This window comes from Clostridium sp., assembly GCF_051278035.1.
GTDB lineage: Bacteria > Bacillota > Clostridia > Clostridiales > Clostridiaceae > Clostridium_AD.
Window position 1 is genome coordinate 1 of record NZ_JBNMNU010000030.1, and the last position, 19,210, is coordinate 19,210.

Genomic DNA, 19,210 nt, shown 5'->3' on the forward strand with positions numbered 1-19,210 from the left:
TATAAAATATTCTAGTGCACCTGTGACTGTTTTTGCAGTTAAGGATAGAGTACTTGCACATAATCCTATAGGCGCATTGTACCTTTCAGATGGTTACTATAAAAACAAATTATATAAATAATGATAGAATTAATATAAGCGCATATTTTCAACAATAGACCATGCTGTTAGTTGCATAATTAATAGTATGGTCTATTGTTTTTGAGTTGTATCTGTTGGTTCGTATAAATATAAATTTGATCCTATACTGCTTAGTATTATTTGTAATGTTTTAGATTTATTATATTATAATACAGTTAAATGTAAATGCAAATAGCTTGTATTTACATATCAAAAAGAGGTTATATAAATGTTGAAAACTAGTAAAAAATCATTGATATTTTCTATTGTTTTTTCTGCTTTATTTTTTTCTGCCTGTGGTACTGACAAAACAACTAATGATACAAATATAAAAGAGAAAATTAATGTTGCTGTGTCTATAGTGCCACAGGAAACTTTTGTAAAAGCTGTGGGTGGTGATAAGGTCGATGTAGTTACAATGATACCACCAGGAAAAAGTCCAGGTAATTTTGCTCCTAACCCTGAAATAATGGAAAAACTCAGTACCGCCTCCATATATTTCACTAGGTGTTCCTACTGAAAAAGCAAATATACTCCCCAAAATAAAAGATTTTAATAAAGACATAAAGATAGTTAATATGGCAGATGTAGTTTCAAAGGTTTATCCTGATAGAAAATTTAAATCGGGGGAGAGAGATCCGCATATATGGCTTTCACCTAAAAGAGCAATGGTTATGGCACAGGAAATAGTAAGTGAGCTTTCATTAAAAGATCCTTCTAACAAGAGTTTTTATGAAGCAAATGGTAAAGATTATATAAATAAACTTAATAAAATTGATACCGATACAAAAGATTCACTGTTGTCACTTACGAAAAAGGCATTTATATGCTACCATCCAGCTTTTGGATATTTTGCAGATGATTATGGACTTGATATGGTTTCACTTGAACAGGAGGGAAAAGAAGCAACAATTCAGGATTTACAAAACACAATAGATTTTGCTGAAAAAGAAGAAATAAAGGTTATATTTTATCAAGCAGAAATCGATAGTAAACAATCTGAAACTTTTGCATTAGAAATTGATGGAAAGGCTGAAATGGTAGAGCCACTTTCTGAAGATTATATAAACAATTTAGAAAAAATGGCGAAAACTTTTAAAGAAGTAATGGAGATGGATTAAAATGAATGCAGTTGAAATACAAAAGGTAAGTATGGATTATGAAAATTTAAATGCACTAAAAGATGTGGATTTAACTATTAAAGATAAGGAATTTGTTGCGATTTTAGGCCCTAATGGCGGAGGTAAGTCAACACTTTTAAAAGTGATATTAGGATTAATTAAACCTACGTCAGGGCAGGTGAAAGTGTACGGTGAAAATCCACATAATAAAAGAAATTCTATAGGGTATGTACCTCAATTTTCTAGTTTTGAAAAAACCTTTCCTATAAACGTAATTGATGTAGTACTTATGGGAAGGTTGAAATTTGGTATGAATTTTTTAAGGAAATATTCTAAAGAAGATATGGAATATGCTGAAAATATAATGAACATGTTAGAAATATATGAACTTAGGAATAGGCAGATAGGGCAGCTTTCTGGTGGGCAGATGCAAAAGGTGCTAATTGCAAGGGCACTTTGTACGGAACCTAAACTTCTACTTTTAGATGAACCAACTGATAGTCTTGATGTACAATCAAAAATTAGTATTTACTCACTGCTTAAAGATATTAATAATGATATGACTATAATAGTAGTGACTCATGATACAAGTTTTGTATTTTCATATATAGATAAGATAGCTTGTTTAAATCAAAAGTTATTTTACCATGGAGAACCAGAACTTGATAGAGACATAATGGATAATGTTTATGGATGTCCAGTAGACGCGATATCTCATGGAGCTGTACCTCATAGAGTGTTTAGGAATCATCAGGAGGGAAATTAAATGATAGATGCAATTTTAAAATATACTTTTTTACAAAATGCATTAATTGGTGCAGTGCTTGCAAGTATAATATTTGGTATTATCGGAACGATAGTTGTTGAAAAAAAGCTTGTGATGATGAGTGGAGGTATTGCTCATGGTGCATTTGGTGGAGTAGGTATGGGCTATTTTTTAAACATAGAACCCATAATAGGCGCTCTAATATTTGCTGTAGTATCTTCTTTTGGTATAGTTGAGATAAATAGAAAATCAAAAGTGAATACTGATACTATTATAGGTATGTTTTGGTCATTAGGTATGGCACTTGGGATTATATTTATCTCGCTTACTCCTGGATATCCTCCAGATATATCATCATATCTTTTTGGAGATATACTTACAGTCTCAAAATTAGATCTTTATATAATGGCTGGATTGGACGCTATTGTTATTTTTATAGTAATAGCACTTTTCAATAATATAAAAGCTTATCTATTATATGAGGAATTTTCTAAGGTAGTTGGCATTAATGTTAAATTGATGGAATATGTGGTATTTATACTTATAGCATTTAGCGTAGTTGTACTTATAAGGGTAGTTGGAATAATACTTATAATTGCACTTTTAACAGTTCCGCCTGCTATTTCTAAATTATTTACATTTGATTTAAGAAAAATTATGCTTCTTTCTATTTTATTTGGTGTGATATTTTCACTATTAGGACTTTATATATCATATAAGCTTCATATTGCTTCTGGAGCCTCTATAATAATTGTAGCAGTGAGTACTTATATTATATTTTTTATGTCATACAAATTGCTAGAGAAGAAAGTTAAACACATACAATATAAAAAAAATAATATAATTATATATAATAGTAAAGTTTAAAATCAATTTTAAACTTTACTATTTTTTTTCATATAAAACAAATTGGCATTTGACAATAACTAATATTAGGAGTATTGTAAAAGATGAAAGTGGCAAATGCCAATATACATAGGTCGGTTTTATGATAGAGTACACTGCATGTCAATGTAGATACGGATTTAAAATATAAGAAACTGATTTGTAATTGTATAGTAACGAATATAATAAAAATATTGGAGGCAAATAATGAAAATAGTGATTTCATCAACAGGGAAAACTACTGAATACTTATTAAATACTAGGTTTGGAAGATGTGAATATTTTCAAATTCATGATACTGAAAGTGGAGAAGTTAAAGTTATAGAAAACAAGGGTCAAAATGCCGGTGGTGGGGCAGGGATTCTCGCATCTAACCAAATAATTGACGAAAATATAGATGTTATTATTACAGGTAATCTTGGTCCTAATGCGTTCGAACTTATTGAAAAAGCAGAAATTAAGGCATATAAGTGTGAAAGTATCATTATAAGCTCAGCACTTTTAAAATATAATAAAGGGGAACTAGAAGAAATAAAAATGTCTGGTCCTGCATATCATGGTGGAGGTAAATAAAATGGAAATGAATATAGCAGTTCTTAGTGGAAAGGGAGGAACAGGTAAAACTACAGTTTCAACTAATCTTGCTCTTGCATTAAAGGCGAATTATATTGATTGTGATGTTGAAGAACCAAATGGATTCTTGTTTTTAAAACCAGAAGTAGATAAAACAGAAAGGGTTATGGTAGAGTACCCAATTGTAAATAAAGCAAACTGTGTTTTATGTGGAGATTGTGTAAATGCATGCCAATTTAATGCTCTTGCAAAAGTGAAAGCTGAAATTTTACTTTTTGAAAAGTTATGTCATGGATGCGGGGCTTGTGAAATTTCATGCAAACATAATGCTATAACTTATAAAAAAAGACAAACAGGTAAAATTGAAAGTGGAAAAATAAGAAACATAGATTGTAGTAGAGGGATTCTAAATGTAAAAGAACCTATGGCAGTCCCTGTTATTAGACAATTGCTTAAAAATATATCAGGGGGCGTTAATTTAATTGATTGTCCACCTGGTACTTCTTGTAGTGTAGTAAATGCATTGAAATATGCGAGTGCAGCAATACTTGTAACAGAACCTTCAGAATTTGGACTTCATGATTTGAAAATGGCAGTAGGAGTCGTAAAAATGTATAATATATCCTTTGGTATAGTTATAAATAAAGATGACGAAAAAGATAATATAATAAAAAGATATTGCAGGGAAGAAAAAATAAAGTTAGTAGGAACTATCCCTTATAGTAAAAATACAGCAGTACTTTATTCTAAGGGAGAAATATTATATGATGATCCACATCATAAAGCATTATTTGATGAACTTTCAAAGGAAGTAAAGGATGTGATATCTTGGAACTAGTAATTTTAAGTGGTAAAGGTGGAACGGGTAAAACTACAATTGCAACAGCGCTAGCTGAACTTGCTAAAGATGTAACAAGAATCGATTGCGATGTAGATGCACCTAATCTTTATATGTTTTACAAAGGACATGATACTTACAAAAGTGATTTTATAGGTGGTAAAAAAGCTGTAATAGATGAATCTCTTTGTACTAAGTGTGGTAAATGTGAGACTGTGTGTAAATTCGAAGCAATAGAAAATTGTAAGATAGATTTATTTGCTTGCGAAGGGTGTGGAGCTTGTACACTTATATGCCCACATAATGCTATAAAATTAAAATCAGAAAAAACAGCAGAAACATTTATTACTAAGTTAGATAAAGGTATAATTTCAAGAGCAGAAATGAATATAGGAAGTGATGGTTCAGGACTTCTTGTAACGCTTCTTAGGAAAAACGGTAAAAAATTTAGTGACAATAAGAAATTAACTATATTAGACGGTTCACCAGGTATTGGATGTCCAGTTATAGCATCAGTAACAGGAAGCGATGCGGTACTTGTTGTTACAGAACCTACAAAATCAGGTCTTGGAGATTTAAAGAGGGTAGTAGAATTATGTGAACATTTTGGTGTTAATACAATGGTTTGTATAAATAAATATGATATAAATGAAGAAGTAGCTAAAGAAATAGAGGACTTTGCTCATGATAAAGCTTTAAAAGTAGTAGGTAAAATTCCATACGATGATGTTGTTATGAAATCTATAAATGAATTAAAACCAATTACTTGTTACCAAGAGAGTATAGCCGAAATAGCTATTGAAGATATGTGGAGTAATATTAAAGAGTTATTTAAACTTTAATATTCTGTGTAAAATAATTTATTAAATTAAATATAGGGAGGAATTATAAATGAGAATAGCAGTTGCAAGTGAACAAAGTAAAGTAAGTGGACATTTTGGGTATTGTGAGGGTTTTACAATATATGAAGTAGAGGAAGGTACAATAGTAAGTAACAGTTTTACTGCAAATCCAGGACATAAACCTGGGTATCTTCCAGTATTTTTGAATGAATTAAATGTAAATACTATTATTGCAGGTGGGATGGGAGAAACAGCACAAAACTTATTTAATGAAAATGGTATTGAGGTAGTAGTTGGTGCACAGGGGTTAAGCGAGGACGCAGTACAAAAATATATAAGTGGTGAATTAAAATCAACAGGTTCTGTTTGTCATGAACATATACAATAAATACATATAATTTTATAAGTGCATAGTATTTTAAAATGGTTATTATAAAAGTAAATCGTACAAATAAAATTGTGCAAAATGGAGGAATTAAAATGGGAAAAATCCAAGCGGATATGAAATCTTGTCTTCAACCAATGCCTAAAGTGATAGTTTCTTGTAGAGACCTTGATGGTAAAAACAATGCATTAGTAGTAGCTTATTGTTGTAATTGTAGTTATAATCCACCAATGATTATGGTAGGTATTGTTCCATCACGATATTCTCATAAAATTGTTAAGGAAACAGGATCTTTTGTAGTAAATATAGCTACTAAAGATCAGAAAGAAATGTTTGACTATTTGGGTAGTACTAGTGGTAGGGATGAGGATAAATTTGCAAAACTTAATATAAATGTTGAAGAAGGAATAAAGGTCAAGGCTCCACTATTAGCAGATTGTCCTATAAACATAGAATGCACGGCAGTAGATTCTATACTTACTGGTTCACATGAAATGTTTGTAGGTAAAATTGAATATATGCATACTGACAGAAATGTAGTTGATGATAAAGGGCACATTGATTATTCTAAAATTGAACTTATTTAATATTATCACAACAGTTATCGACATATACCAAATATAGTATAATACTAGTTTTAAAGGATATATGCCCAAAATCAAAAGGAGACGATGTTATGTCAAGAAGAGATGGTACAGGTCCAGCAGGAATGGGACCAAAAACAGGAAGAGGATTAGGTTTATGCAATGTAGCTAAAGTTGCAACTGTAGTTGGAGGATTAGGACTTAAAATGGGACTTGGCACTAAAAGAGGACTTGGTAATACAAACAATCCTAATAATAAAAAATAAATAATTAAATATTTTTCAAACAAGAGGTAGTAATCTACCTCTTGTTTATTATTAATTTTTAATAAATAATATGGTGAATGAAAGAAGGAATTAATTAAATGAGAAATATACATAAATTTAAATGCAAAGGTGATAATTTTGTTTTAGATGTAAGTTCAGGTTCTATCCATGTGGTAGATGATATTATTTATGACATACTTTCTGATAATGGTGTGGAAAGTAGAATTGATGTTATAAAAAAATATAGAGGTAAATATCAAAAGCATGATTTAAACGAATGTTATGATGAAATAGAAGAACTTATAAAAGATGATAAATTATATTCTGAGGATACATATGAGCCTATTGCTAAAAAAAATGAAAAGGAACCTGATTATATAAAAGCTGTATGTCTTAATATTGCACATGATTGTAATTTGAGATGTAAATATTGTTTTGCTGACGGCGAAGGTTATGATAAGCAAAAGATACTTATGAGTTTTAATGTTGCTAAAAGAAGTATTGATTTTTTAATACAAAATTCAGGCTCAAGAAAGAATATTACATAAGGGGAACATTTACATCTCAGAATTTGGATTTTTCTAAAGATATAAAGCATTTTATAAATCTTGGTTTTAAAGAGCTTTCTATAGAGCCAGTAGTACTTCCAGCTGATAATGTACTTTCTATTAAGGAAGAGTATTTAGAACAAATATATGGGAAATACGATAAAATCTTTGATGAATTACTATTACATGATGATGTAGTATTTTACCATTTCAATATTGCTATTAATGGAGGAGCATGTATTTACAAAAGAATATCAGGTTGTGGAGCTGGTTTTGAATACATAGCAGTAACACCAGGTGGAGATATATATCCTTATCATCAATTTGTAGGAAATAAAAGTTTTCTTATGGGAAATGTGTTTGAGGGAATTAAAAACAAAGAAATGCCAAGTGTTTTTAGACAGGCTAATATATATAACAAACCAGATTGCAAAAAATGTTGGGCAAGATTTTATTGTAGTGGAGGTTGCCAAGCTAATAATCTTAATTCCACTGGGAATATAAAATCACCTTATGAAATAGGATGCAAACTGCAAAGTAAAAGAGTTGAATATGCTATTGCGTTACAAAATTATAGAGATAATAAAAAAGCAAAAAAATATTAGAAGATAATAAAAACAAGTATTTAGGAATGTAATTTTACAATAGAAATAATAATATGAAGGAGATTAAATGAAAGTAGGTGCTTAAAATGAATTTAAAAATATCAACTCTAATTGAAGATAATCCTAGTGCTGATATAAGATTATGCAATGAACATGGATTGTCTCTTTATATGGAAATTGATGGGATAAAGATACTATTTGATACTGGTAAGAGCGGGGATTTTATTAGAAATGCTGAAATACTAAATATTGATTTAAATAAATTAGATTACGTTATGATAAGTCATGGACATTATGACCATAGCGGAGGATTTAGAAAGCTTGTTGAGGAAACTTCAAACTCATATAAATTAATTGTAGGAGAAGACTTTTTTAATAATAAGTATGAAGTAATAGAAGGTGATAATTACAAATATCTTGGCAATTCTTTTAATAAGGAGTATATTCATGACAATAAGATTGCAATAAAATATATTAAACAAGATATATATTATATTACTGAAAATATAATGGTATTTACTAATTTTAAAAAAAATGATTTTGAATTACCCAATAAAAGATTTCAAATTAAAGAAGATGAAAAATATATTTTAGATGATTTTCATGATGAAATAGTACTAGTGTTAAAGTGTGAAAGTGGTTTAATTGTTGTTGTAGGATGTTCTCATGTAGGAATAGTTAATATTTTAGAGAGTATTATAGAACGTACAGGGCTCCCAATCTATGGTATAATTGGGGGAACTCATTTAATAGAAGCAGATGAGCAAAGACTAAATAAAACAATTAATTACTTGAAGGAAAAAGATATTCAGATTATAGGGATATCACATTGTACAGGAGAAAAAGCAGCTGAAGAAATAAAACGACAATTCGGTGAAAGATTTTTATACAATAATACAGGTAACATAATAGAGACTTTTCTATGTTAAAAAGTATAAGTTATAACAAAACAAAAATATTTTATCTGAAATGCTTGTATGTTTAGCTTAAATGTTATAGATATGATAATATAATTGATATAGATATTTAAAGTTTAAACTTTAAATATCTACAATTAAATAAAAAGGCTAATAAGATGAAAGTTGGGAAATATATTAGCGTATTTATTTATATGTTTATTTAATACATGCAGGAGGAATAAATAATGCCTAGACCAATAAAATTTAGAAGAGTAGAGTTTTTCCCAAAAGATACTTATTTTGTTCCTTGGGGAAAGCCTAAATGCGAAATTGAAGAGATAGTTTTGAAAGTAGAAGAACTTGAGGCAATGAGGCTTAAAGACATTGAGGAATTAAATCAAGAAGAGTGTGGAGAGAAGATGCAGGTATCAAGACAAACTTTTCAAAATATTATAGACAGTGCAAGAAAAAAAACAGCTATTGCACTAACGGAAGGAAAAGCTATAAGGATAAGTGGTGGTAACTACAGAACAACATTTTGCAAATTCAAATGTGCTAATTGTAAAAGCATGTATGAAATAAATTTTGAACAGGACAAACACATTTGCCCTGATTGTGGTTCAGATAATGTAGTTTGCGGTAAAAAAGCTAAGTTTTGCAAAAAATGGTGTAAGGAATAGGATTTTTGACTACAAATACTTTATTTTATACAAATTGGAGTTGTAAAAATTGAATGGTGAAATTGCATTACTTAAAGAAAAGGAACTAAATTTAGTAATTGAAAATTCCTATGATGGTATTTTTGTTACAGATGGAAAAGCTAATATATTAAAAATCAATAAGGCATATGAGAAAATTACCGGATTAATACGAGAAGATATGATAGGGAAAAATATGAGGGAATTCGTCAAAAAACAAGAAATTTCTCAATCTGCTACGTTACTTGTTTTAAAAAGTAAAAAAACAGAAACTATTGTGCAAGAATTCCCAAGTGGAATGAAAGTAATGTCGTCATCAAGCCCAATATTTAATGAATATAGAAAGATTATAATGGTAGTAACAAATGTTAGAGATGTGACACAACTTTACGAATTTAAAGAAGAACTAGAAAAAAACAAAATTCTTGCGGAGAAATACTATACTGAAATTGCAGAACTTAGAGCTCAATCGTTAAATTTATCTGATATGATTGCAGCAGATGAAGATATGCTTAATACTATACAAGTTGCAAAACGAGTTGCTGAAGTTAATACAACTGTGCTTATTTTGGGTGAAACTGGAGTTGGAAAAGAAGAAATTGCAAAATATATTCATAAAAATAGTTCTAGATCACAAAAACAATTCATAAAAATTAATTGTGGTGCAATTCCACTAAATCTTATAGAGTCAGAGCTATTTGGATATGAAAGAGGTGCATTCACAGGTGCAAATAAAGAGGGCAAAATAGGACTTTTTGAACTGGCCTCAGGGGGAACAATTTTTTTAGACGAAGTGGGCGAACTACCTTTAGATATTCAAGTTAAACTTCTCGGCGTTCTCCAAGAAAGAGAAATTGAAAGAATAGGTGGTATAAAACCTATAAAAATAGATGTTAGAATTATTGCAGTTACAAATAGAGATTTGGAAAAAATGGTAAGAAATAAGGAGTTCAGAGAAGACTTATATTATAGATTAAATGTGGTACCTATAACCATTCCACCGTTAAGATATCGAAAACAAGATATATTAGCATTGATTACATACTTTTTAAAAGAATTAAACATAAGATTTAATTCAAATAAAACATTCAGCGAAGAAGCAATTCGTAAAATGTATGAATACAATTGGCCAGGAAATGTTAGAGAGCTTAAAAATATTATAGAACGAGTTATGATAATGAGTCAAACTGATAAAATAACCATTAAGGATCTGCCAGAGGCTATAGCACAATACTCTGATGAAGGTTTTGTTGAAAATAATGAAACCAAGACATTAAAAGAAGTTTTAGATCATGTGGAAGAACAGAAGTTAAATGAAGCTTTTTCAAAATATAAAAATGTCAGAGGTGCAGCTAAGTCTTTAGGAATTGATGCTTCTACTTTTGTACGGAAACGTCAAAAATATACAAAGCCGTCTTAAAAACACAGTGTATTTTTAAGACGGCAATCATTCTTTTCATGGATTTAATAATAATTGATTAAATATAAATGAAAAAGCAAGTTACTTAAATGTAGCTTGCTTTTTTTTACAAGGAAATCATTATAAATGAGTATATTTAAGTGAATATTTAAATATATTCTATTGTATGACATTAAAATATCAATATTTTCAAAAAATAATTTAAAAAGTAGTACTTTACTAGTGAAAATGTGGTAGAATAAATTCATAAGCTTGCACATAATTGTTAAATTGTTAACAAACATTAGTTACATAACGTTGTAATTTATGTATTTCTAGTTTTATCACCGTATATAATATATTAATTTAGGAGGAATAAAAATGAAATTTGACTTAATCGCTTTTTTAACAAATCCTTACATACCGATGTTTTTAGCAACTATTACTGGACTACTTTTAGGTAGGGTTAAAATCGGAAAATTTAGTCTTGGACAATCAGGAGGTTTATTCACAGGAATATTTTTCGGATGGTTACTTTATGCAAAATATTGTGTTCCATTTATGATAGACCCTAATGATTCTACAAAAGGCTTAATAGAAGGTGCGCCGAAATATGCTGCTAATTATCTGCAGAATGGTGTTGTTAGTGGTGCGCTTTTTAAATTCACACTAATTTTGTTTATTGCAGCAGTTGGACTTCTAGCAGGAAAAGACATAGGTAAGGTTATAAAGAAGTATGGTGGCAAATTTGTTTTACTTGGTGGATTGATATCTGGTACAGGTGCATTAATGACATATTTAGCTACACTTATATTTACTGGACAAAATCCTTTTGCTGTTGCAGGAGTTTATACAGGAGCTTTAACAAGCTCGCCGGCCCTTGCAGCAGCATTAGAGTCTACAGCAAAGTATGGAGTCGAAGCACAAGCACAAGTTGGTCTTGGACATGCTATTGGGTATGCACCAGGTGTTTTAGTGGTAATTATTGCTATGAATTTCTTCCCAGTTATATTTAAAATGGATTTAGAAGAAGAAAAAGCAAGATTTAGGGTGGATATGAAATCGTTTGATGCCAAGGGCAATGACGAAAAAGAAATTAAAGAAGTTGGTATGGATATAGTTTCATTTCTTTTAGTATGTTTCCTTGGATACCTTCTTGGTTCTATAAAAGTCTTTTTACCTTTTATCAAATGGTTTAGTTTGGGATCAACTGGTGGAGTACTTATAATGGCATTATGGCTTGGTCATATAGGCAAGATTGGACCACTAACATTTAGAATGGACACTAAAGTCCTTAATGCAATAAGAGATTTATCTCTTTCCTTATTCCTTGCCATAGTAGGATTAAAATATGGATATGAAACTGTAGCTGCACTTGGGGGAAGCGGTGCTGAACTTGCACTAATTTCTTTTGGAGCTGGATTAATTTCATTGTTGGTTGGATTTATTGTAGCAAGATATATATTCAAAATGAACTGGATTATTATTGCAGGTGCTATATGTGGCGGTATGACAAGTACTCCAGGACTTGGAGCTGCAATTGATGCTACTGGGACTGATGAAGTAGCTTCTGGCTATGGAGCAACATATCCATTTGGACTCTTATGTACAGTTATATTTGTAATAATACTTCATATGGTAGCATAATATAATAACGAATCTTAAAAGAACATTGATTAAGTGTAAGTAAAAACTATTATACATGCTATATTTTTAGAAAATTCATAAAATTGCATATAATTAAAAAATAAAAATGTTAAATTATTAACAAAATAAAAAAGGCTTAATACTATAACAGCCCAATTCTATAGCATATTTCTCTTAAATATAAATTATGATAGTAAATTTAAGGGGAATATTGTTTTTAATTTATAACAATATGTGTTATAATTTTATCAATGACAGTGATTAGTTTCACCAACAAAGTGGATTGATAATCATTTATTTTCAATTATATAGATACTAAAAATATAAAGCCAATTTTTTTTACGAATATGTGTTAAAATATTAACAAATCGAAAGGAGGTGTAAATCTAGACTTGTTTGTTCAAAAGTCTAGATGAATAAAGATGAAGTATAGTTATTATCCAGGATGTACGTTAAAGACGAAAGCTCAGGAATTAGAAAAGTTTGCTCTAGATTCTGCAAATGCATTGGGGTTTGAACTAGAAGAGCAAAAGGAGTGGCAATGTTGTGGTGCTGTATACCCTTTAGCCACTGATGAGATAGCCACTAAACTATCAGCGGTAAGAAGCCTAGCTGGTGCAAGGGACAAAAATGAAAAATTAGTTACTTTATGTGCAGCATGCCATCACGTGATCAAAAGGGTCAATAATGATATGAAGAATAAAGAAGACATAAGCACAAAGGTTAACAACTATTTGGAACTAACAAAAGATTACAACGGAGAGACACAGGTTCTTCACTATCTTGAAGTGCTTAGAGATGAAATTGGATTTGATGAGCTAGCCAAAAAAGTAACAAATCCTCTTACTGGTAGGAAAATAGGTGCTTATTATGGATGCTTACTTCTTCGTCCTAGTGGGACAATGAACTTTGATGATCCAGAAAACCCTTCTATAATAGAAGACTTTATTAAAGCCATTGGCGCTACTCCTATAAAATATCCATACAGAACGGAGTGTTGCGGAGGGTACCTTTGTTTAGATCAAAAGGATCTAGTGAATAAAATGACAGACAATATTGTTGAATCAGCTGTTAAGCATGATGCAAAGGAAATTGTTACAGCGTGCCCACTTTGCAAATATAATTTAGAACAAAGTTTCGGCGGAGCAGAAAACAAACTATCTATTAGTTATTTCACCGAGCTTTTAGCTGAAGCGTTAGGTGTCAAATAAGTTAGGAGGCGATAGTGCAATGAAAAGAGTTGAAATATATTCCGACAAGAAATCAAAAGTGATAGATCAAATTTCAGAAATAAGTGGACAAAGAATACGGGATTGTATCCAATGTGGAAAATGCTCAGCAGGCTGTCCTGCGAGTGAGGGTATGGATATTCTACCTCATCAGGTTATAAGATTACTTCAGACAGGACAATTGGATAAGGTTACTGAGAGTAAAACCATTTGGAGATGTGCTTCCTGTTTTACTTGTGCACAGAGGTGCCCTAGGGATATAGATATTGCAAATGTTTTAGAGGCAGTTAGGCTTACCATAATTAGGCGTACAGGAGAAAGTAGACTAACAGCTGATGATGTGTTTGGAAAAATAGATGATAAAATGCCTCAGCAGGCAATTGTAAGTGCATTTCGTAAGTATAATAAATAATTTTTACAAAAATATAAAGGTAATAATATTCTTAAAGGAGGGATTGTGTTGCAGAGAATTGGAGTTTTTGTTTGTTGGTGTGGAAGCAATATAGCCGCTACTGTAGACATTGATAAAGTCATAAAAGAAGCTGAAAAAATGCCTGGAGTTGTACATGCTAAAGACTATCAATATATGTGTTCAGAAGTAGGCCAAAATTTAATTAAAGATGCAATTAAAGAGCAAAAGCTAGATCGAGTGGTGGTGGCGTCATGTTCTCCTAGAATGCATGAAGCAACATTTCGTAATGCAGCAAATGAAGCTGGCATGAATCCATATTTATTAGAAGTCGCTAATATTCGTGAGCATTGTTCCTGGATACATAAGACTAAAGAAGAAGGAACCCCGAAGGCAATATCTCTTGTTAGAGCTGCAGTGGCTAAAGTTGCATTAAATACTGGACTAATATCCGGTGAAATAGATGTAACACATAGAACCCTTGTTATTGGAGGAGGAATTGCAGGACTTCAAGCAGCTATTGATATTGCAGATGCAGGCTTTGAAGTAGATATCGTTGAGAAGTCGCCAAGTATTGGTGGCAAAATGGCACAGATAGATAAAACATTTCCTACGCTAGATTGCGCTGCGTGTATTTTAACACCGAAAATGGTAGAGGCAGCTTCTCATTCAAATATTACATTATACACTTACAGTGAGGTAGAATCAGTTAGTGGATATGTTGGTAACTTTGAAGCAATTATTAAACAGAAAGCAAGGAGTGTGAATCTAGAAAAGTGCACTGGTTGTGGCGTATGTACAGAGAAATGTCCTTCGAAAAAAGCCAAAAGTGAATTCAATGAAGGGTTAACAAACAGAAAGGCTATTTACTCACCTTTTGCCCAGGCAGTACCCAATGTACCTATTATAGACAGGAACGAATGTATAAAGTTTAAAACAGGTAAATGTGGAATTTGTGAAACAGTATGTCCATCATCTGCTATTGAATTCTCACAGGAGGACACTAACATAACGAAAAAATATGGAGCTATAGTAGTAGCTACAGGTTATGATATTATAAAATTAGATAAATTTGGAGAATATCAGTATGGAAACCATCCTGATGTAATTACTTCACTTGAATTTGAGAGATTAACCAATGCCGCAGGGCCTACAGCGGGTAAGCTTTTGTGCCCATCGGATCATAGAGCACCTAAAAAAGTAGTATTTATACAATGTGTAGGTTCAAGGGACAAGTCAGCTAGAGGTAAAACTTATTGTTCTAAAATTTGTTGTATGTATACAGCAAAACACGCCATGTTACTTAAGGATCATTATCCTGACATGGAAGCATACGTTTTCTATATTGATGTGCGTACTGCTGGTAAAAACTTTGAAGAGTTCCAGAGAAGAGCAGTTGAAGAATATGGTGTTCATTATATAAAAGGAATGGTTGGTAAAATTTTTCCGGATGGAGAAAAACTTCAAGTGCATGGTGTAGATACCTTAACTGGAGATACCATTATAATTGATGCAGATATGGTAGTACTAGCAGCAGCAACTAAGGCCCAAGATGATGCCAGCATAATTAAGAGAACATTAAGCATTAGTACGGATACAAATAATTTCTTTACGGAGGCTCATGCGAAACTACGTCCGGTAGAAACACATTCTGCTGGTATATATCTAGCAGGTGCATGTCAAGGAGCAAAGGACATTCCAGAAACAGTGGCTCAGGCTAGTGCAGCGGCTGCAAAGGCAATTGGCTTAATAAGTAAAACGAAACTTGTAGCTAGTCCTTGTGTTTCGGAGGTAGATGAATCGATTTGTAGTGGGTGCCTTGCGTGCACAAAAATATGCCCATATGATGCAATTACTTCAAACACAATTGAGGTCAAAGAGAATGGCAAAATAATTACTAAAATAGTTGCAAATGTAAATGAAGCACTTTGTCAAGGGTGTGGTGGATGTACTGTAGCTTGCCGTCCTGGTGCTATTGATCTTAAAGGATTTTCAAATAGACAGATTTTAGCGGAGGTGGATGCCATATGTCGATAGAAGCTAAAGAAATCGAGGAAATAAATAAAACTAAATTTGAACCCTTAATTGTAGCCTTTTGTTGTAACTGGTGCAGTTATGCTGGCGCAGATTTAGCAGGAACAAGCAGGCTCACCTATCCTGCTAATGTTAAAATTATTCGTGTTCCATGCTCATGCAGGGTAAGTGAAAACTTTGTACTACGTGCCTTCCAACGCGGAGCTGACGGAGTAGTAATTGCTGGTTGTCATCCGGGGGATTGTCATTATACAAGTGGAAACTATCATACAAGAAGACGTTTTTCAGTTTTAACAAATTTTCTTGAATATATGGGAATAGAAAAAGAACGGCTTACAGTGGATTGGATTTCAGCAGCAGAAGGACATAAATTTGCAAGCGTTATGAATGATGCATTAGAAAAAATTCATAACCTTGGTCCTAACAGAAAGTTGAGGGATGATAGATGGAAAAAATAACTGATAAAATAAGAGCAACCGCAAAATCCGCCCTAAAAAATGGGGAAATAGAAAAAATTATCGGTTGGAGTAAAGGAGATACTTTTGATGATTCGTATCCCGTATTTATTACAGACGTAGATCGAACAGATTCTCTAATATGGGACTCTTTCTGTATTAATAATCTAAGTAAATATTTGATCCAACAATTAAAAAATCATGAAAAAGTTGGAGTATTTTTAAAAGGATGCGATTCTCGTGCTTTTAACCAAATAATAAAAGATAACAGAATAGACCGAGATAAGGTTGTAGTTTATGGGATAAGTTGTCCGGGAATGATTGACCCGGAGAAAGTAAAAAAACAAGATTTACACAAAGGTCTTTTAAGTGTAAAAAGAGATGGAGATGACCTCATATTTATAAAAAGTGAGGGAGAAAATAAAGTTTTTGCTAAAGAATTTGAATATGATAAATGCATTAAATGTAGATATCCGAATCCTGTAGTATATGATCATTTAATGTCAGATGTTATAGATAAGGAAATAGATTCTATAGATAGGTTTAAAGATGTGGAAGACCTTGAAGCATTATCTACTCAGCAGCGATCTGATTACTGGGATGATCAATTTTCAAAATGTATACGCTGTAACGCTTGCCGTAATATATGTCCTGCATGTAGTTGCATAAAATGTATTTTTGACAACGATAAATCAGATGTATCCGGTAAAGCAAATGTAGCTAGCGAAGAGCAGTTTTATCATATTATTAGAGCTTATCATGTTTCAGGTCGATGCGTTGAATGTGGAGAGTGCAGCAGAGTATGTCCAGCAGGTATACCTCTTCACAAATTAAATAGTAAAATTGTAAAAGATATAAATGAACTTTACGGTGAATATGATGCAGGAGTAGATACATCTAAGGAAGCCCCTATTGGTACTTATAAATTGGATGATAAAGATTCCTTTATAGAGCGCGGAGGTGAAAAAAAATGATGAAGAAAATATTGAAAAGTAAGTTTTCACAGCTTTTTAGTACCATTGATAAATCCTATGAACTGTTTTTACCAATTGAGAAGGATGGAAAAGTGAATTTCGACCTATGGCAAGAAGGTGCCATATATAACGCGGAAAAACTGAAAACCAGTATTTCACCTAAAAAATTTATTTTTCCACAAAGTGAAACTTACTTAAAGTATAAAAGAGATGGTAAGAAGCTGGAACTAAAAAATGTAGGAGGAAAGAAAGAAGACTACGTAATATTTGGTGTAAGACATTGTGATGCAAAAAGCTTTCACCTACTGGACAATGTCTTCCTTGAAGAACCTGTAGATAGATTATATGAGGAAAGGCGCGAGAAAGGAACAATTGTTACTATGGCCTGTTTTAACCCAGAAGAAACCTGCTTTTGTCCATCATTTGGAATAGAACCAGAAGTAGCTCCACAAGATGTAGATGTTGCAGCGTGGGATATAGGAGATAGCGTGCTTTGGCAACCACAAAGCCAAAAGGGTGAAACCTTAACGGACAAATTAAAAGATATTTTGGAAGATATAACGCAGCAGGATGAGAATGAACTAAAAAAATTACAAGAGGCTACAGTGAAGAAAATGAAAGAACTACCTCTAGTAAATATAAACCCTAAAAAGATAACTGGGGACCTTAATGATTTATTTGAATCTGAAATTTGGTCAGAATTTAGTGAACGCTGTTTAGGTTGTGGATCATGTACTTATGTATGCCCTACCTGTCACTGTTATGATATAGCAGACTTTAAGGGAGATGAATCTGGAGAAAGGTTTCGCTGTTGGGACTCATGTATGTTCTCAGATTTTACTTTGATGGCTCATGGAAACATTAGAAAGACCCAAAAGGAAAGATTCAGACAGCGTTTTATGCATAAACTTGTCTATTACCCTAATAATCATGAGGGAGAGTATGCTTGCGTTGGATGTGGAAGATGCATCGACAAATGTCCCGTTCACTTGGATATTGTTAAAGTAATTAAAAAGTTAGGTGGTGAAGAATAATGGGTTGCAACTGTAATGAACATGTAAATCCACTGATGCCCGAAATCGTAGTGATAGATGGCATGAGGGAAGATACAGAGGATGTAACTACTTTTAGAGTTATAAAACCCGGTGGTGGAAAAGCATTTGAACATATGCCAGGTCAATGTGCGATGATTTCAGCACCTCCATTTGGAGAAGCTATTTTTTCCATTACATCATCTCCAACGCAGAAAGATTATATGGAGTTTAGTGTTAAAAGATGTGGGGCGGTGACCGAATATCTACATAGTCTTGAGATAGGTTGTGAAATAGGTATCAGAGGACCTTATGGAAATAATTTTCCGGTAGAAGATGAACTAAAAGGAAAAGATCTTCTTTTCATAGGTGGAGGAATAGGTCTAGCACCTATTCGTTCCGTAATAAATTATGTGATGGATAATAGAGAGAATTATGGAAAAGTAGATATTCTATATGGTTCAAGAACACCAGGAGATCTTGTTTTTCAAGAAGATATTTTTGAAAATTGGCCATCAAAGCCGAATACAGATGTTCATTTAACTGTTGACAGGCCGGCTTCTGGATGGGAAGGTCATGTAGGATTTGTTCCCACTTATGTTAAAGAAATTGGATTTAATACAAATAAAGTAGCGCTTTTATGTGGTCCACCTATTATGATTAAATATACTCTTCAAACTCTTATGGAAATGGGATTTAAGAAGGAACAGGTATATACAACGTTAGAACTTAGAATGAAATGTGGAGTAGGTAAATGTGGACGTTGCAACATAGGAGATAAATATGTGTGTAAAGATGGTCCAGTATTTAGATGCGATGAAATAGATGAGCTCCCAGACGAATATTAATGCAAATATTAAAATAGTTTAATCCATCCCATTAGAAATTTGAAAAAAAGGAGG

At 32.1% G+C, this 19,210-nt stretch carries 21 protein-coding genes and 2 pseudogenes; all 23 read left to right on the forward strand.

The annotated features are described in order from the left end of the window. Nucleotides 1-121: pseudogene (locus ACJAX4_RS06450) on the forward strand (DUF1847 domain-containing protein); the annotation flags it as partial. Nucleotides 122-349: 228 nt separating this feature from the next. Continuing rightward, nucleotides 350-640 (forward strand): metal ABC transporter substrate-binding protein, encoded by a 291-nt coding sequence (locus ACJAX4_RS06455; protein WP_435788631.1) that lies wholly within the window; start codon nt 350-352, stop codon nt 638-640. Nucleotides 641-698: 58 nt separating this feature from the next. After that, the gene (locus tag ACJAX4_RS06460; protein WP_435788632.1) at nt 699-1,241 is read left to right on the forward strand and encodes a metal ABC transporter solute-binding protein, Zn/Mn family; all 543 of its coding nucleotides are present in this window, start codon (nt 699-701) and stop codon (nt 1,239-1,241) included. A 1-nt stretch (nt 1,242) separates the two neighbouring features. Continuing rightward, nucleotides 1,243-2,007: a metal ABC transporter ATP-binding protein gene (locus ACJAX4_RS06465; RefSeq protein WP_435788633.1), complete on the forward strand. Its 765-nt coding sequence runs from the start codon at nt 1,243-1,245 to the stop codon at nt 2,005-2,007. After that, nucleotides 2,008-2,874, forward strand: a complete 867-nt coding sequence (locus ACJAX4_RS06470; protein WP_435788634.1) for a metal ABC transporter permease — start codon at nt 2,008-2,010, stop codon at nt 2,872-2,874. It begins immediately after the preceding gene. Nucleotides 2,875-3,099: 225 nt separating this feature from the next. Beyond that, a complete protein-coding gene (locus ACJAX4_RS06475; protein WP_435788635.1) occupies nt 3,100-3,465 on the forward strand; it encodes a NifB/NifX family molybdenum-iron cluster-binding protein in 366 nt (121 codons plus the stop codon). Between the two features lie 7 nt (nt 3,466-3,472). Then, the gene (locus tag ACJAX4_RS06480; protein WP_435788661.1) at nt 3,473-4,303 is read left to right on the forward strand and encodes a P-loop NTPase; all 831 of its coding nucleotides are present in this window, start codon (nt 3,473-3,475) and stop codon (nt 4,301-4,303) included. Beyond that, nucleotides 4,294-5,145: an ATP-binding protein gene (locus ACJAX4_RS06485; protein WP_435788636.1), complete on the forward strand. Its 852-nt coding sequence runs from the start codon at nt 4,294-4,296 to the stop codon at nt 5,143-5,145. Before ACJAX4_RS06480 ends, ACJAX4_RS06485 begins: the two co-directional genes overlap by 10 nt. Nucleotides 5,146-5,194: 49 nt before the next feature. Continuing rightward, nucleotides 5,195-5,533, forward strand: coding sequence for a NifB/NifX family molybdenum-iron cluster-binding protein (locus ACJAX4_RS06490; RefSeq protein WP_435788637.1), 339 nt, complete (start codon nt 5,195-5,197; stop codon nt 5,531-5,533). A 92-nt stretch (nt 5,534-5,625) separates the two neighbouring features. Next, nucleotides 5,626-6,117 carry a flavin reductase family protein gene (locus tag ACJAX4_RS06495; protein ID WP_435788638.1) on the forward strand — a complete coding sequence of 164 codons (492 nt, stop codon included), beginning with the start codon at nt 5,626-5,628 and terminating at the stop codon, nt 6,115-6,117. A gap of 89 nt (nt 6,118-6,206) precedes the next feature. After that, nucleotides 6,207-6,380 carry a DUF5320 domain-containing protein gene (locus tag ACJAX4_RS06500; protein WP_435788639.1) on the forward strand — a complete coding sequence of 58 codons (174 nt, stop codon included), beginning with the start codon at nt 6,207-6,209 and terminating at the stop codon, nt 6,378-6,380. 98 nt (nt 6,381-6,478) lie between these two features. After that, nucleotides 6,479-7,533, forward strand: a pseudogene (locus ACJAX4_RS06505) (SPASM domain-containing protein). Nucleotides 7,534-7,619: 86 nt separating this feature from the next. Then, nucleotides 7,620-8,462 carry an MBL fold metallo-hydrolase gene (locus ACJAX4_RS06510; RefSeq protein ID WP_435788640.1) on the forward strand — a complete coding sequence of 281 codons (843 nt, stop codon included), beginning with the start codon at nt 7,620-7,622 and terminating at the stop codon, nt 8,460-8,462. Between the two features lie 215 nt (nt 8,463-8,677). Next, nucleotides 8,678-9,112, forward strand: a complete 435-nt coding sequence (locus tag ACJAX4_RS06515) for a DUF134 domain-containing protein (protein WP_435788641.1) — start codon at nt 8,678-8,680, stop codon at nt 9,110-9,112. 49 nt (nt 9,113-9,161) lie between these two features. Continuing rightward, the gene (locus ACJAX4_RS06520; RefSeq protein ID WP_435788642.1) at nt 9,162-10,550 is read left to right on the forward strand and encodes a sigma-54 interaction domain-containing protein; all 1,389 of its coding nucleotides are present in this window, start codon (nt 9,162-9,164) and stop codon (nt 10,548-10,550) included. 360 nt (nt 10,551-10,910) lie between these two features. Beyond that, nucleotides 10,911-12,176, forward strand: coding sequence for a hypothetical protein (locus ACJAX4_RS06525; RefSeq protein ID WP_435788643.1), 1,266 nt, complete (start codon nt 10,911-10,913; stop codon nt 12,174-12,176). Nucleotides 12,177-12,598: 422 nt separating this feature from the next. Next, complete coding sequence (locus ACJAX4_RS06530; protein ID WP_435788644.1) at nt 12,599-13,387, forward strand: CoB--CoM heterodisulfide reductase iron-sulfur subunit B family protein; 789 nt, start codon at nt 12,599-12,601, stop codon at nt 13,385-13,387. 19 nt (nt 13,388-13,406) lie between these two features. After that, a complete protein-coding gene (locus ACJAX4_RS06535) occupies nt 13,407-13,817 on the forward strand; it encodes a 4Fe-4S dicluster domain-containing protein (RefSeq protein WP_435788645.1) in 411 nt (136 codons plus the stop codon). Nucleotides 13,818-13,865: 48 nt separating this feature from the next. After that, nucleotides 13,866-15,851, forward strand: a complete 1,986-nt coding sequence (locus ACJAX4_RS06540; protein ID WP_435788646.1) for a 4Fe-4S binding protein — start codon at nt 13,866-13,868, stop codon at nt 15,849-15,851. Further along, entirely contained in the window at nt 15,842-16,306 is a 465-nt protein-coding gene (locus ACJAX4_RS06545) for a hydrogenase iron-sulfur subunit (RefSeq protein ID WP_435788647.1), read from the forward strand. Before ACJAX4_RS06540 ends, ACJAX4_RS06545 begins: the two co-directional genes overlap by 10 nt. Beyond that, the gene (locus ACJAX4_RS06550; protein WP_435788648.1) at nt 16,294-17,277 is read left to right on the forward strand and encodes a 4Fe-4S dicluster domain-containing protein; all 984 of its coding nucleotides are present in this window, start codon (nt 16,294-16,296) and stop codon (nt 17,275-17,277) included. Before ACJAX4_RS06545 ends, ACJAX4_RS06550 begins: the two co-directional genes overlap by 13 nt. Next, nucleotides 17,274-18,311, forward strand: coding sequence for a 4Fe-4S dicluster domain-containing protein (locus ACJAX4_RS06555; protein WP_435788649.1), 1,038 nt, complete (start codon nt 17,274-17,276; stop codon nt 18,309-18,311). Before ACJAX4_RS06550 ends, ACJAX4_RS06555 begins: the two co-directional genes overlap by 4 nt. Further along, nucleotides 18,311-19,156 carry an FAD/NAD(P)-binding protein gene (locus ACJAX4_RS06560; protein ID WP_435788650.1) on the forward strand — a complete coding sequence of 282 codons (846 nt, stop codon included), beginning with the start codon at nt 18,311-18,313 and terminating at the stop codon, nt 19,154-19,156. Before ACJAX4_RS06555 ends, ACJAX4_RS06560 begins: the two co-directional genes overlap by 1 nt. Nucleotides 19,157-19,210 lie beyond the last annotated feature (54 nt).

Bases quoted from the DNA above. Each gene is read 5' to 3' on its own strand.
- ACJAX4_RS06455 (WP_435788631.1), top strand. From the start codon at position 350: ATGTTGAAAACTAGTAAAAAATCATTGATATTTTCTATTGTTTTTTCT.
- ACJAX4_RS06460 (WP_435788632.1), top strand. From the start codon at position 699: ATGGCAGATGTAGTTTCAAAGGTTTATCCTGATAGAAAATTTAAATCG.
- ACJAX4_RS06465 (WP_435788633.1), top strand. From the start codon at position 1,243: ATGAATGCAGTTGAAATACAAAAGGTAAGTATGGATTATGAAAATTTA.
- ACJAX4_RS06470 (WP_435788634.1), top strand. From the start codon at position 2,008: ATGATAGATGCAATTTTAAAATATACTTTTTTACAAAATGCATTAATT.
- ACJAX4_RS06475 (WP_435788635.1), top strand. From the start codon at position 3,100: ATGAAAATAGTGATTTCATCAACAGGGAAAACTACTGAATACTTATTA.
- ACJAX4_RS06480 (WP_435788661.1), top strand. From the start codon at position 3,473: ATGAATATAGCAGTTCTTAGTGGAAAGGGAGGAACAGGTAAAACTACA.
- ACJAX4_RS06490 (WP_435788637.1), top strand. From the start codon at position 5,195: ATGAGAATAGCAGTTGCAAGTGAACAAAGTAAAGTAAGTGGACATTTT.
- ACJAX4_RS06495 (WP_435788638.1), top strand. From the start codon at position 5,626: ATGGGAAAAATCCAAGCGGATATGAAATCTTGTCTTCAACCAATGCCT.
- ACJAX4_RS06500 (WP_435788639.1), top strand. From the start codon at position 6,207: ATGTCAAGAAGAGATGGTACAGGTCCAGCAGGAATGGGACCAAAAACA.
- ACJAX4_RS06510 (WP_435788640.1), top strand. From the start codon at position 7,620: ATGAATTTAAAAATATCAACTCTAATTGAAGATAATCCTAGTGCTGAT.
- ACJAX4_RS06515 (WP_435788641.1), top strand. From the start codon at position 8,678: ATGCCTAGACCAATAAAATTTAGAAGAGTAGAGTTTTTCCCAAAAGAT.
- ACJAX4_RS06525 (WP_435788643.1), top strand. From the start codon at position 10,911: ATGAAATTTGACTTAATCGCTTTTTTAACAAATCCTTACATACCGATG.
- ACJAX4_RS06530 (WP_435788644.1), top strand. From the start codon at position 12,599: ATGAAGTATAGTTATTATCCAGGATGTACGTTAAAGACGAAAGCTCAG.
- ACJAX4_RS06535 (WP_435788645.1), top strand. From the start codon at position 13,407: ATGAAAAGAGTTGAAATATATTCCGACAAGAAATCAAAAGTGATAGAT.
- ACJAX4_RS06545 (WP_435788647.1), top strand. From the start codon at position 15,842: ATGTCGATAGAAGCTAAAGAAATCGAGGAAATAAATAAAACTAAATTT.
- ACJAX4_RS06550 (WP_435788648.1), top strand. From the start codon at position 16,294: ATGGAAAAAATAACTGATAAAATAAGAGCAACCGCAAAATCCGCCCTA.
- ACJAX4_RS06555 (WP_435788649.1), top strand. From the start codon at position 17,274: ATGATGAAGAAAATATTGAAAAGTAAGTTTTCACAGCTTTTTAGTACC.
- ACJAX4_RS06560 (WP_435788650.1), top strand. From the start codon at position 18,311: ATGGGTTGCAACTGTAATGAACATGTAAATCCACTGATGCCCGAAATC.